Annotated in this window: 9 protein-coding genes; 4 read left to right on the top strand and 5 right to left on the bottom strand. The window is 68.2% G+C overall.

What is annotated here, in order from left to right:
* The first annotated feature begins 29 nt into the window (after nt 1–29).
* The 3 genes from D7D52_RS13430 to D7D52_RS13420 all read left to right on the top strand — a co-directional run bounded on the left by D7D52_RS13430 (nt 30) and on the right by D7D52_RS13420 (nt 1,360).
* On the top strand, nt 30–245 hold the full coding sequence (locus tag D7D52_RS13430; RefSeq protein ID WP_120736620.1) for a hypothetical protein: 216 nt from the start codon (nt 30–32) through the stop codon (nt 243–245).
* Nucleotides 246–294: 49 nt separating this feature from the next.
* Complete coding sequence (locus D7D52_RS13425) at nt 295–912, top strand: histidine phosphatase family protein (protein WP_120736619.1); 618 nt, start codon at nt 295–297, stop codon at nt 910–912.
* 136 nt (nt 913–1,048) lie between these two features.
* Nucleotides 1,049–1,360: a hypothetical protein gene (locus tag D7D52_RS13420; protein WP_120736618.1), complete on the top strand. Its 312-nt coding sequence runs from the start codon at nt 1,049–1,051 to the stop codon at nt 1,358–1,360.
* 87 nt (nt 1,361–1,447) lie between these two features.
* Here the strand turns inward: D7D52_RS13420 and D7D52_RS13415 are convergent, their stop codons facing one another.
* From D7D52_RS13415 to gltB, 5 genes are all read right to left on the bottom strand, one after another.
* Nucleotides 1,448–2,350 carry a cutinase family protein gene (locus D7D52_RS13415; protein WP_425464630.1) on the bottom strand — a complete coding sequence of 301 codons (903 nt, stop codon included), beginning with the start codon at nt 2,348–2,350 and terminating at the stop codon, nt 1,448–1,450.
* Between the two features lie 281 nt (nt 2,351–2,631).
* Entirely contained in the window at nt 2,632–3,663 is a 1,032-nt protein-coding gene (locus D7D52_RS13410; protein ID WP_120736617.1) for an alpha/beta hydrolase, read from the bottom strand.
* Nucleotides 3,664–3,697: 34 nt separating this feature from the next.
* A complete protein-coding gene (locus D7D52_RS13405) occupies nt 3,698–4,357 on the bottom strand; it encodes a hypothetical protein (RefSeq protein ID WP_246023852.1) in 660 nt (219 codons plus the stop codon).
* Nucleotides 4,358–4,647: 290 nt separating this feature from the next.
* Nucleotides 4,648–6,117: a glutamate synthase subunit beta gene (locus D7D52_RS13400; protein ID WP_120736615.1), complete on the bottom strand. Its 1,470-nt coding sequence runs from the start codon at nt 6,115–6,117 to the stop codon at nt 4,648–4,650.
* 71 nt (nt 6,118–6,188) lie between these two features.
* On the bottom strand, nt 6,189–10,862 hold the full coding sequence (gene gltB, locus D7D52_RS13395) for a glutamate synthase large subunit (RefSeq protein WP_120736614.1): 4,674 nt from the start codon (nt 10,860–10,862) through the stop codon (nt 6,189–6,191).
* 898 nt (nt 10,863–11,760) lie between these two features.
* Between gltB and D7D52_RS13390 the strand changes: the two genes are divergently transcribed.
* On the top strand, nt 11,761–13,566 hold the full coding sequence (locus D7D52_RS13390) for a DUF4407 domain-containing protein (protein WP_120736613.1): 1,806 nt from the start codon (nt 11,761–11,763) through the stop codon (nt 13,564–13,566).
* Nucleotides 13,567–13,581: the final 15 nt, after the last annotated feature.

Below are 13,581 nucleotides of genomic sequence, written 5' to 3'. Positions count from 1 at the left end.
CACCCGCGCCCGTACCGATTGGGGATCGCATGCACTACGTAGACCTGATGACCCAGGCGACACTGCTGGACCACCACGTGTGGACCCACCCGGACACCTGGAACGCCGCGCTCGACAGCGCGGCCCGGCGCAGCAGCCGGCGCGGCGGCTTCGGCTTCTGGGGCTTCGCGGCGGTGTGCTGCATCCTGATCGTGGCCGTCGTGCTCGGCGGCGTCTATCTGATGACGAAGCGCCGCAACCGCTAGCCCGCGCCCCGGCAGGCGAACTGAGGGCGGGGTACGGCAGAGTGGGGATGTGCAGTTGATCCTCGTCCGCCATGCCCAGCCGCAACGCCTGCTGGGATCCTCCGGCCCGGCCGACCCGGATCTCACCGCCGTCGGCGTCGAACAGGCCGGGCGGATGCCGGCCGCGCTGGCCCACCACCGCATCGCCCGCGTGGTGAGCAGCCCGCAGCTGCGGGCCCGCGAAACCGCCCGGCCCACCGCGGAGAAACTCGGGCTCGACCTCGAAATCCGCGACGGGCTGGCCGAATACGATCGCGACCTGCCGATGTACATCCCGATCGAGGACGCGCAGCAGGAATTCCGCGAGACCTACGCCCGCATCAAGGCCGGATACCTGCCCGAGCAGATCGACGGCGCGGCCTTCGTCGCCCGGGTGCGCGCGGCCGTCGAGGAGATCGTGGCGGCCGCCGATCCGGCCGACACCGTCGTGGTCTTCGCGCACGGCGGGGTGATCAACGTGCTGCTGCAGGACGTGCTGGGTCTGGCCCGACCGCTGACCTTCCCCATCGACTACTGCTCGATCACCCGAATCCTGTACTCCCGCACCGGCTCGCGCACGGTCGCCACCGTCAACGAGAACGGGCACGTCTGGGATCTGCTACCGCGCGCCCAGCGTCCGCGGACCTAGACGCTCAGCGTCCGCGGGCCTGGACGCTCAGCGGACTCCCAGCGCGATCCCACAGGGCTCCAAGGGCCGGGCACTTCCATGGGTACTCGTGCGCCGCTCCCCTCGCGGCGCACGATCCCGACAGAAAGGCTCCCCGATGTCCGCCATCACCACGCCCCGTCGTCGCCTCGCCCTGCGCCTGGCCGCCGCCGGCGCCCTGGCCGCCATCCCGCTCGCCGTGATCGCGCTGCCCGCGAACGCCGCGACCCCCGAGGACAATGCCCCCGTGGCCGCTCAGCCGATCGACGGCCAGTGGCATCACCACCACCATCACCACGACGGTGACGGCTGGAACGGCAACGGCGACAACGACAACGGCTGGAACGGCAACGGCTGGGACAACAACGCCCCGGCGCCGGCCCTGCCGGGTTTGCCCGGCGTGCCGCTGCCCTCGACCGGGTCGTTCTGATCCGGCGGTAGCGCACCGCACCGATTCAGGGATACGAAAAGGCCGCTCCCGCAGGGGGAGCGGCCTTTGTCGTTGCGGCGGTCGCCTTTACACGTTGCTGGCGATCCAGTTGTGCATGGCGGTCAGCGCGGTCTGACCGCCCCCGACCCCGTAGCCGCCATAGCTGGTGTGGGTGCCGCTGCGGTAGAACTGCTCGAGCTGATGGGCGTACTCGCTGTCGGCGCCCTCCGCCAACTGCGCCTGCAGCGTGGGCAGACCGCCCTGGGCCATCAGGTCGTTGACGATGGACCCGAGCTGCAGCTGGGCCTGCCACGGGTTGAAGTTGTTCGGGTTGCTGGCCTGCGCCAGGAAGCCGGCGAATCGGGTGACGAAGTCGGTCTGCTCGGTGGAGCAGTACAGATCGCCGATGGCGCACACGGTACGGACCTTGTCGCTGAGCCAGCCGAAGCCGCCCGCGCGCGGACCGCCCGCACCCGCACCGGGCGCGATCGGGCCGATCTGGGCGTCGAGGGGCGAGCGACTCGGATCGGAGATCAGGGCCACCGCGGCAATGCGATCCGGCGGCACCACGCCGTGCCCGGTGCCGATCTCGGCGGCGAGATCGCCGGCGGCATCGGCGCCCTGGCTGTAGCCGGTGATGGCGATCTTGGTGCCCGGGCAGCGCGCGCCCATGTCCTGGACCAGGCCGCGGGCATTGTCGACGGCTTCCTTCTTGGAGGCGGCGTAGACGGCGCCCTCCCACGGTAGGGCGGTGGCCGCGTAGGTGACGTAGTCGACCTCACCCGGCAAACCATTGGTCACCCCGGCCAGCATGCCGGGCTTGGGATCCTTGTCGTGCCCGGTTTCCCAGGTGCCCGGCACCGCCACCGTATAGAAGCTCGGGCATCCGGCTCCCGGATCGGCGGTAGCGGGCGCGCTGCCCAGCACGATTCCCGACATGAGCACACTCGCCGCTGCGCCGGCAGCCGCGACAACATTCTTCAACCGCACCTACTGCTCCAGTTCACGCTTGTGCCGGGACAACTTTCCCGTCCCGATTACCGACATGGTGCGGTCGCCGGATGACAGTCCGGTGCACTGTGGGTTAACCCGAGTTACTGCCCCGTATGACAGGCCTGAAACAGGCCGCATGACGAGATCAACGACACACCGCCGACAAGCATAAAGGGGGCTTTTCAGCTCTGCCAGGCGAGTCGGGGAACACGTCCGATTTCGGCCGTCGATATCTGACATCCGACCGCGAATGTCCATGGCCGCGGCGGCATCCGGGGTCACCCCTGCAGGGCCGCCTCGAGCAGCGGCCACGATCGATGCAGCGCGTCCTGCCAGTACGGCCACGAATGCGTACCCGCGGGCCGGAATTCGACCTGCGCGGGAATACCCAACGCGCCCAGCCGATCCGCCAGCCGATGCGTGCACCCGTTGGTCGCAGCCTCGATGATCCCGCCCAGCACGAGCTGGTTGGCCAGCGACGCCGGCCGTCCGGCGATGGACGGCGCCTCCAGGGTGTCGAGCGGGCCGGGCAGACCGGTCGAGTTGGAGATGAACAACGCCTTGCCGCGCAACGCCTCCGCATTGATCACCGCGTCGTGCCTGACCCAGTCCGGATCGCCGGGCGGGCCCCACATATTGCGGGAGTCGGCATCGCCGCGGTCCAGCACCATCTGAATGTATTTGCGGCTGTTGTCGTCCGCGGTGGAGGCGCAGCCGCTGTAGGCGGCCACCGCCCGATACAGATCCGGCGCCAGCACGGCCAGATTCAAGGCCGAGGTCGCGGACATGGAGACGCCCGCGATCGCGTTCGCGCCGGAAGTGCCGAGCGCCTTGTCGATAATCGGCGGGAGTTCCGCGGTAAGAAAGGTCTCCCATTTCTGGCGGCCCAGCACCGGGTCATCCTGTTGCCAGTCGGTGTAATACGAGAATTTACCGCCGACCGGCGATACCACATTCACGTTCTTGTCGGAGAAGAATTGCACGACATCGGTTTGCCGATACCACGTCGCCGCGTCCTCGCCGCCGCCCGCGCCATTCAGCAGATACAGCGTCGGCCGCGGCACGCTGTTGTCGAACGCGGTGAGGACCTGGACCGGGATCACCCGGTCCATCGCGGCCGAATAGACCTCGAACTCCTCCTGCCGCTGTCCGGGCCGATCGATCGAAACCAGATGCGCGCCCGCGGCATTCGCGGCCGGCGACTCCGTGGGTGCGGCCGCGGCCGTGGTGAGTGTCGCCGGTGCGGACAGGGCCAGCGCGCACGCCAGCCCCGCGATCACACTGCGTGCCGGTGACTTTCGCGTGCGCATGGGTGTCCTCATCGTCCGATCGGCCCGGTCGTGCTCAGCTGCCGATGTACTTCTTGATCGCGTTCGCGATGATGTCGCTGATCGAACCGGTGGAGCTGGTCTGCCCGTCGGCCGAACCGAGGCCGTTGTTGTTCAGGCTGCCCAGGGCGGATTCGCCGACGGTGTTCGGGCGGGCGGTGAAACAGGCGGTCAGATTGGGCAATTCGTTGCTGACGCCGACGGTGCCGGCGACGCCGATGCCACCGCTGGTGACCTGCTGACCGTTGGAGAGGTTGGTGGGCACCCGGTAGGTGACGGTGTAGGTGACCGGGTTGCCGGAGTTCACGAACCAGCCCGGGCTGGTGACCTTGAAGCCGCCGGCGTTGGGTTCGGGGGTGACGTCCTCGGTGCGCTGGCCGCCGGCCAGGTGGTACGCGGTGACCGAGGCGCTGACCACGCTGAAGCCGGCCGGCGGATAGTCGGTGATGGTGTTGACGTACGGGTTTCCGATGCCCGTGGTGCCCACGACGATCTTGTAGGTGGCGGTGGTGCCGACGCCGATCGAGTCCAGGTTCACCGACTTGTCGTAGGTCATGGTGATGCCGAGCGTGCTGACGTCCTTCTTCTCGGCGTGCGAGCTGATGGAGCAGGTGGCATCGGCGGACGCGACGCCGGTTTCCACGGCGGTGATGGCGCCCATTCCGGCGAGAACCATTGCGCCAGAAGTCGCGATTGCGGCCGCGCGGCGATTACGGAACATTCTTTCCTCCACGATGTCCCGACATCCTCCGGGACCGATCCATACTTTCCGAGCGCTGCGGGCGACTCGGTGGTGGACTCCACACGGGGAGTAAGTAAACAGGTGTAACTGGTCCCCTGTCCAGGGTTTGCGCAAACTGCTCGAAGCTACTGACTAGTAAACATTTCACATTCAATTGCGGCATGAAAAAGCGCCCCGGGACCGAAGTCCGGGGGCGCTTTTCGATTACCGCGACGCGCGTCGACTCAGCGCTGGGCGACCATGGTCGGGGTGATCGGGGACGGCAGCGCCGTCTCACCCTCCAGGTACTTGTCCACCGCGGCGGCCGCGGCGCGACCCTCCGCGATGGCCCACACGATGAGCGACTGACCACGGCCCATGTCACCGGCGACGAAGACGCCGGGAACCGTGGTGGCCCAATCCTTGTCGCGCATGACATTGCCGCGCTGGTCGTAGCCCACGCCCAGACCCTCGAGCAGACCGTTCTTCTGCGGCCCAACGAAGCCCATGGCCAGCAGCACCAGATCGGCCTCGAGGGTGAAGTCGGTGCCCTCGACCTTCTCGAAACGACCGTTGACCATGGTCACCTCGTGCGCCTGCAGGCCGGTGACCTTGCCGTCCGCACCGACGAAACGCTCGGTGTTGACGGAGAACACGCGCTCGCCGCCCTCCTCGTGCGCCGAGGAGACGCGGTACATCAGCGGGTAGGTCGGCCACGGGGTCGAGGTGGCACGCTCCTCCGGCGGACGCGGCATGATCTCGAACTGGTGGATCGACGCCGCGCCCTGCCGGTGCGAGGTGCCCAGGCAGTCCGCGCCGGTGTCGCCGCCGCCGATGATGACGACCTTCTTGCCGCGCGCGTTGATGCGCGGCAGGCCGTCCTCGTCGGTGATCGGGTCGCCCAGCTGCACCCGGTTGGCCAGCGGCAGGAACTCCATGGCCTGGTGGATGCCGTCCAGATCGCGGCCCGGGATCGGCAGATCACGCGCGATGGTCGCGCCACCGGCCAGCACCACCGCGTCGAACTGCTCGCGCAGCTGCGCGGCGGTGATGTCGACGCCCACGTTCACGCCGGTCTTGAAGATGGTGCCCTCGGCCTCCATCTGCGCCAGCCGGCGGTCGATGAAGCGCTTCTCCATCTTGAATTCCGGGATGCCGTAGCGCAGCAGGCCGCCGATGCGGTCGTCGCGCTCGAACACCGTCACGGTGTGGCCGGCCCGGGTCAGCTGCTGGGCGGCGGCCAGGCCCGCGGGGCCGGAACCGACCACCGCGACGCGCTTGCCGGTGAGACGGGTCGGGTAGACCGGGGTGACCCAGCCCTCGTCGAAACCGTTCTCGATGATCTCGACCTCGACCTGCTTGATGGTCACCGCGTCCTGGTTGATGCCCAGGACGCAGGACGCCTCACACGGAGCCGGGCACAGTCGGCCGGTGAACTCCGGGAAGTTGTTGGTCGCGTGCAGGCGGTCGAAGCCTTCCTTCCACGCGCCCTTGTACACCAGGTCGTTCCACTCGGGAATCAGGTTCCCGAGCGGGCAGCCGTTGTGGCAGAACGGAATACCGCAGTCCATGCAACGGCTGGCCTGGCGCTGCAGGGTCTCGTGGGAGAACTTCTCCTCGTAGACCTCTTTCCAGTCGAGCAGGCGAAGCGGAACCGGACGGCGCTTCGGCAGTTCCCGGCTGGTGTGCTTCAGGAAGCCTTGTGCGTCACCCATTTACGTACTCCTGACTACAGCGCTGCGCGCGCGAAAAAACAGAGGTGCAGCGTCGCACCGGGTAGGTGAGGTCAGCCACGAGCCGCCTCCATGATGGCTTCGTCCACGTTCCGGCCGGCCTTCTCGGCCTCGGAGATCGCGATCAGGACCTTCTTGTAGTCGCGCGGCATGACCTTCGCGAACTTGGTCACCTGCTGGGCCCAGTCGCCCAGGATGCGTTCCGCGACAGCCGAACCGGTCTCGGCGCGGTGCTGCTCGACGATGTCCTTCAGCGCCTGGACGTCCTCGGCTGAGAGCTGCTCGAGGTCGACCAGTTCGGTGTTGAGGTTGGCCTCGAAGGTGCCGTTCGGGTTGTAGACGTAGGCGACACCGCCCGACATGCCGGCGCCGAAGTTGCGGCCGGTCTCGCCGAGGATGACCACGCGGCCACCGGTCATGTACTCGCAGGCGTGGTCGCCCACACCCTCGACCACCGCGGTGGCGCCGGAGTTGCGGACGCTGAAGCGCTCGCCCGCGACACCGCGAATGAACGCCTGACCCGAGGTCGCGCCGAACAGGATCACGTTGCCCGCGATGATGTTCTGCTCCGCCACGTACTCCGCGGGCGCGTCGGCCGACGGGCGCACGATGATGCGGCCGCCCGAAAGGCCCTTGCCCACATAGTCGTTGGCGTCGCCGAAGACCCGCAGCGTGATACCGGCCGGGACGAACGCACCGAACGAGTTACCGGCGGAACCGGTGAACGTGATGTCGATGGTGTTGTCCGGCAGGCCGACTCCGCCGTAGAGCTTGGTGACCTCGTGGCCGAGCATGGTGCCGACCGTGCGGTTCACGTTGGTGATCTTGGTTTCGATCTTGACCGGCTTGCCCCGCTCCAGCGCGTCCGCCGCCTCGGCGATGAGCTGGTTGTCCAGCGCCTTGTCCAGGCCGTGGTCCTGGCTCTTGGTGCGGCGGCGATCCTGCATCATGAACGCGGTCTCGACGTCGTCCAGGATCGGCGACAGGTCGAGCTTGGCCGCCTTCCAATGCGACTTGGCCGCGGTGGTGTCGAGCAGGTCGACCCGGCCGATGGCCTCGTCCAGGGTCCGCAGACCCAGCGACGCCAGCAGCTCGCGCACCTCTTCGGCGATGTAGAGCATGAAGTTCTCGACGAACTCCGGCTTGCCGGTGAAACGCTCACGCAGCACGGGGTTCTGGGTCGCGACGCCGACCGGGCAGGTGTCGAGGTGGCACACGCGCATCATGATGCAGCCCGAGACCACCAGCGGAGCGGTCGCGAAACCGTACTCCTCGGCGCCCAGCAGCGCGGCGATCATGACGTCGCGACCGGTCTTCATCTGACCGTCCACCTGCACCACGATGCGATCGCGCAGACCGTTGAGCAGCAGGGTCTGCTGGGTCTCGGCCAGGCCGAGCTCCCAGGGACCGCCCGCGTGCTTGAGCGAGGTCAGCGGGGAAGCGCCGGTGCCACCGTCGTGACCCGAGATCAGGACCACGTCGGCGTGTGCCTTGGACACACCCGCGGCGACCGTGCCGACGCCCGGCTCCGCGACAAGTTTCACGTGAATCCGCGCCTGCGGGTTCGCGTTCTTCAGGTCGTGGATCAGCTGCGCCAGATCCTCGATCGAGTAGATGTCGTGGTGCGGCGGCGGCGAGATCAGGCCGACGCCCGGGGTGGAGTGCCGGACCTCGGCGACCCACGGGTACACCTTGTGGGCCGGAAGCTGGCCGCCCTCACCGGGCTTGGCGCCCTGCGCCATCTTGATCTGGATGTCGGTGCAGTTGGTCAGGTAGTGCGCGGTCACACCGAAGCGACCCGAGGCCACCTGCTTGATCGCGGACCGCCGCCAGTCGCCGTTCTCCTCCGGCTCGAAGCGCGCCGGATGCTCGCCGCCCTCACCGGAATTCGAGCGACCGCCCAGGCGGTTCATCGCCACGGCCAGGGTCTCGTGCGCCTCGGCCGAGATGGAGCCGTAGCTCATCGCACCGGTCGAGAAGCGCTTCACGATCTCCGACGCCGGCTCGACCTCGTCGATCGAAATCGGGTGGCGGCCTTGCGACTTGAACTTGAACAGGCCGCGCAGCGACGCCAGGCGCTCGGACTGATCGTCGACGAGCTTGGTGTACTCCTTGAAGACCTTGTACTGGCCCGAGCGGGTGGCGTGCTGCAGCTTGAACACCGTGTCCGGGTTGAACAGGTGGTATTCGCCCTCACGCCGCCACTGGTACTCGCCGCCGATCTCGAGCTCGCGGTGCGCGCGCTCGTTGCGGTTCTCCAGGAACGCGATCCGGTGCCGCTGCGCGACCTCGTCGGCGATGTCGTCGAGGCCGATGCCGTCCAGCGGCGAACGCAGCCCGGTGAAGTACTCGTCGACGAGCTCCTGCGCCAGGCCGACGACCTGGAACAGCTGCGCGCCCCGGTAGGAGGCGATGGTGGAGATGCCCATCTTGGACATCACCTTCAGCACGCCCTTGCCGGCCGCCTTGTTGTAGTTGTAGACGGCCTTCTTGAAATCGGCCGCGTGATCGCCGGTGCTGCCCGGCATCTGCAGCGCGCCGCGCTCGAGCATGTCCTCGATGGACTCGAAGGCCATGTACGGGTTGATGGCCGCCGCGCCGAAGCCGACCAGCATGGCCATGTGGTGCACCTCGCGGGCGTCACCGGCCTCGATGACCAGGCCGACCTTGGTGCGGGTGCGCTCGCGGACCAGGTGATGGTGCACCGCGGCGGTCAGCAGCAGCGACGGGATCGGAGCCAGCTTCTCGTTGGACTCGCGGTCCGACAGCACGATGATGCGCGCGCCGCCGTCGATCGCGGCCGACACCTGGCGCTGCACGGCCTCGATGGCCTTGCGCAGCCCCTTGCCGCCCTTCTTCACCGGGTACAGGCCGTGCACCACGACCGAACGCAGGTCGGGACGCGAACCGTCGTCGTTGATGTGGACGAGCTTGGACAGCTCGTCGTTGTCCAGGATCGGCTGGGTCAGGGTGATCTGCCGACAGGACTCCGGTCCCGGGTTGAGCAGATCCGCCTCCGGGCCGACCATGCTGCGCAGCGAGGTCACGACCTCTTCGCGGATGGCGTCCAGCGGCGGGTTGGTGACCTGCGCGAACAGCTGCGAGAAGTAGTCGAACAGCAGCCGCGGCCGCGACGACAGCACCGCGATCGGGGTGTCGGTGCCCATCGAGCCGAGCGCCTCGCCACCGGTCTGCGCCATCGGCGAGACCAGCAGGTTCAGCTCCTCGGTGGTGTATCCGAAGATCTGCTGGCGGATCAGCACGCGATCGTGCGACATGTGCACGTGCGGGCGGTCGGGCAGATCGCTGAGCTTGGTCGGGCCCTCGTCCAGCCACTGCTGGTACGGGAACTCGGTCGCCAGCGACTGCTTGACCTCGTCATCGGAGATGATGCGGCCCTGCGAGGTGTCGACCAGGAACATGTGGCCGGGCTGCAGGCGCTTCTTGTAGACGACCTTGGCCGGGTCGATGTCGAGCACGCCGACCTCCGACGCCAGCACGACCAGACCGTCCTCGGTGACCCAGATGCGGCCGGGGCGCAAGCCGTTTCGGTCCAGCACCGCGCCGACGACCGTGCCGTCGGTGAAGCACACCGAGGCCGGGCCGTCCCAGGGCTCCATGAGGAAGGAGTGGTAGCGGTAGAACGCGCGCTGCTCCGGGGTCATGGACTCGTGGCGCTCCCACGCCTCCGGAATCATCATGAGCACGGCGTGCGGCAGGCTGCGGCCGCCCAGGTGCAGCAGCTCGAGCACCTCGTCGAAACGCGCGGTGTCCGAGGCGCCCGGGGTGCAGACCGGGAAGATCTTCTCCAGGCGGTTGTTGCCCTCGGAGTCGGTGCCGAACACGTTGGAGTTCAGCAGCGCCTCACGCGCCCGCATCCAGTTCTCGTTGCCGGAGACGGTGTTGATCTCGCCGTTGTGGGCGACGCGCCGGAAGGGGTGCGCCAGCGGCCACGACGGGAAGGTGTTGGTGGAGAAGCGCGAGTGCACGATGCCCAGCGCCGACTCGACCCGCTCGTCCTGCAGATCGAGGTAGAACGCGCGCAGCTGCGGCGTGGTGAACATGCCCTTGTAGACGAAGGTCTCGCCAGACAGGCTCGGGAAGTACACCGACTCCTTGCCGGTCGCGCCTTCACCGGCGCCGGCCTTGCCGAGCTCGTGCTCGATGCGCTTGCGGATGACGTAGGCGCGGCGCTCCAGGTCCATGCCCGAGAGCTGCTCGGCGCCGTCCTTGGGCGAGGCGATGAAGATCTGCCGGAAGGTCGGCATGGCATCGCGCGAGAGCGCGCCCAGCGACGAGTCGTCGATCGGGACCTCACGCCAGCCGAGGACCTCGAGGCCCTCCTCGCGCACGATCTTCTCGACGCCGTAACCGGCGCGGGCAGCCTCGCGGCGGGCCTGCGGAAGGAACGCGATACCGGTGGCGTACGAACCTTCGGCGGGCAGCTCGAAGTCGACGATCGCGCGGAAGAACTTGTCCGGGAGCTGGATCAGGATGCCCGCGCCGTCACCCGAATTGGGCTCGGCGCCGGCCGCGCCACGGTGCTCCAGGTTCAGCAATGCCGTAATAGCCTTGTCGACGATGTCGCGGCTGCGGCGGCCGTGCATGTCGACGACGAATGCGACGCCACATGCGTCGTGTTCGTTCGCCGGGTCATAGAGCCCGATGGAACGGTGACCGTAGCCGGCACCGCCGGCGGGGGACCCGTGGCCAGGAAGTTGCGTCATGCCTCTGCCTTCACAAAAAACAGGCCTTCGAAGAAATAAGGGCCTTCGTCGAACGCCTCCGGTAGGGACTGCGCCCGGACGTTTCGGAGACCAGCGGCGCTGATGGTCACTCCGTGCAGTCAACTTTGCAGTTGTCGACCCGCTTCGATTACCTAGTCGGGTGCTCGGTGGTAACGGAACTCTTACGCGTTCGCTACACACCGCGCCGTACTCGCCCGCTAGGCTGAGCGCCGATCGGGCCTCTGACCGTATGGGGAGATAAGCCGAATTGTGTGGTTCGGCGTAAGAGCAAACGATAAGTCAGGACTGGAGCCCAACCAACTTAGGTTGCGCTAATTCCAGCTTCTAGCTGGGCCTTTTCATCGGTCCTCCATCACACGCGCGTGGTCCAGTGTAAAGCAGGGATGCACGTGCGTTTCAGTTGAGTTCACCACTGCATCGCGGGGGCGCTCGGGTACCGGCCGAGCAGTCCAGCGCAGCTCCGGACGGCCTCCCACCTGCAATGAAACAGATTTCCCCACAGGGGGATCCGGCAAACCGGGCATTCGATCGGTTTTCCGCCGGACAAGTTCCGCCACCGCGGCGGCCGCCCGGCGGAGATGGCCCGGAAGCCTGCCGACCGTACGGAATTTTTCCTGACTGTGGGATTCAGCACACGTTCAGCAAACCGAAGATTCGATCTTCGACCCCGATTCGGCGGCCGTCGGAGCCGGTCCGCGCGTGATCAACACCACGTCACATGCCGGAAGCGCGCCGGTGTGAGGCTGGCCACATCCCAGCCGCCGCGGTCGATGGAACGCCGCCGCGCCTGTCACGCTGAGACAACGAATCAGCGACGGTTCGGTTCGATTACGCGGCGAGCAGCCGATTCACGGGGACTCGAGGGATGTGAGCTCTCATGACGGAGAGAACCGCCGGACTCGGAGCACTGCTGGTCTGGCTGGGCGGGGCGCAGCCGCGGCTCACCGATCCGGATGAACGCGGGGGTTATACGGTCAGCGGCGCGGTGGTCGCGCTGGTCGGGGTCGTGTCGGGGGTGATCGCGGCGGCCGCGACCGGGGCCGCGCACTGGCCGGTGGCGGCGGTCGTGGTGGTCGCGCTCATCGCCACGGTGTTGGGCGGAGCCCTCGCCCGCGCGCTGGCCACGGCGGCCACCCCGGACCGGAACCGCCGGGCCACAGCCGAATTCGCCGGTCGCCTCGCCGTGGCCGTGGCCGCCGGTGTGCTGGTGGCCGAATTGGCCTGCACCGTACTGTTCTCCGGCACCATCGCCCGCCAACTCGACGAATCCGCCCAGCGCGCCGTGGAATCCGCGCCCGCCGTGGTCACCGCGCGCACCGAACTCGACGCCGCCAAGGCCGACCGCACCGCCCTCGACCAGCAGCTCACCACCGCGAAGACCGATGTCGACAGCGCGCTGAAAATCGCGCGCTGCGAATACAATCCGGACCAGGACTGCGCGGGCGTCCCGCGCACCGGGGTGCCCGGGCGCGGTCCCGAGGAGCGCACCGCCAATCAGATGCTCGACGACGCGCGCACCCGGCTCACGGCCGCCCAGGGCAAGGTGGACGGGCTCGACGCTGCGGTCAACGCCAAGGACAAGGCCCTCGCCACCGCCCGCCGGGACGCCTACACGGCGGGCGATCGCGGGCTGGGCGCGCGCTGGGTGGCCATGAACGACTACACCACAGCGCATTTCGGCTCGCTCGCGCTGCGGGTGGCCATCGACCTGCTCATGGTCGTGCTGATCCTGCTGCCCGTGCTGTTGCGCCGGTGGCGGGGTGAGACGGCCTTCGACCGCACCGTCGCGGTCCGCACCGAGACCGGCCGCATCGACCAGGCCGCCACCACCGCCATCGCCGTCACCCAGGCGGAGGTGCGGGTGGAGACCGAAAAGCTGCGCGCCGAACAGCAACTCACCGCCGCGCGGCTGGCCGCGCACGCCGATACCGCCATCGATCGGGAACGGCAGCGCACCCGCATCATCGCCGCCATCGGCAATCTCGAGATCGGCATCACCGAACCCGCTCAGCAACGGGCGGTCGCCGAATTCGACAGCGCCGCCCGACACGAACTTCCGGAGGGGACATTGACCCAGTCGCCCAACCTGCCCGCCCAGCTCACCTCGGGGGCCGTGGCCCCACTGCCGCCCGGCGGCGCGCTCGCCCCCGTCACCCCGCAGGCCGCCCCGGCCCCGGCGAACAAGGGTGGCGGACTGGAGCTTCCGATCATCGGCACGGTCCCGTTCACCGATACCGCGGCCCGCTGGATCCGGCCGCTGGTCCCCTCGTTCGTGGCCAATGCCATCGACACGGCGACCCATCCGCTGCGCACCGTGCGGCAGGCGTTCGAGGAGGCGGAGGAGATCACCTTCACGCTGCGCCGCACCCGCAAGGTGACGGTGGATTCCGCGGATTCGGCGCAGCCGCAGCAGTATCCGCAGCAGGGGTACGCCCCGCCGCAGTACGGCTATCAGCTGCCGCCGGGAGCGCCGCAGCACGTGCAGGCGCATCGCGTCGCCTCGGCGGTGGTGGATCAGCCGTACGCCCACTACCCGTCGTACTCCGCGCTCCCCCACGGTCAGGTGGTCGAGCCGGGCTACCCGCTGCCGGCCGCTCCGCAGCAGGGCGCGATCCCGGGCCGGCATCAGCCTGAACTCGATCAGCGCGCCCAGCGCGAATTGCCGCCCGGCAGCGGGCAATAGGAGCCCCGGCCGTCA

Origin of the sequence: Nocardia yunnanensis, from assembly GCF_003626895.1 — a bacterium.
Taxonomy (GTDB): domain Bacteria; phylum Actinomycetota; class Actinomycetes; order Mycobacteriales; family Mycobacteriaceae; genus Nocardia; species Nocardia yunnanensis.
Note: the sequence above shows the minus strand (reverse complement) of the source record. Positions and strands in the feature narration are given on the sequence as shown.

Bases quoted from the DNA above. Each gene is read 5' to 3' on its own strand.
- D7D52_RS13390 (WP_120736613.1), top strand. From the start codon at position 11,761: ATGACGGAGAGAACCGCCGGACTCGGAGCACTGCTGGTCTGGCTGGGC.
- D7D52_RS13405 (WP_246023852.1), bottom strand. From the start codon at position 4,357: ATGGTTCTCGCCGGAATGGGCGCCATCACCGCCGTGGAAACCGGCGTC.
- D7D52_RS13430 (WP_120736620.1), top strand. From the start codon at position 30: ATGCACTACGTAGACCTGATGACCCAGGCGACACTGCTGGACCACCAC.
- gltB (WP_120736614.1), bottom strand. From the start codon at position 10,862: ATGACGCAACTTCCTGGCCACGGGTCCCCCGCCGGCGGTGCCGGCTAC.
- D7D52_RS13410 (WP_120736617.1), bottom strand. From the start codon at position 3,663: ATGCGCACGCGAAAGTCACCGGCACGCAGTGTGATCGCGGGGCTGGCG.
- D7D52_RS13400 (WP_120736615.1), bottom strand. From the start codon at position 6,117: ATGGGTGACGCACAAGGCTTCCTGAAGCACACCAGCCGGGAACTGCCG.
- D7D52_RS13420 (WP_120736618.1), top strand. From the start codon at position 1,049: ATGTCCGCCATCACCACGCCCCGTCGTCGCCTCGCCCTGCGCCTGGCC.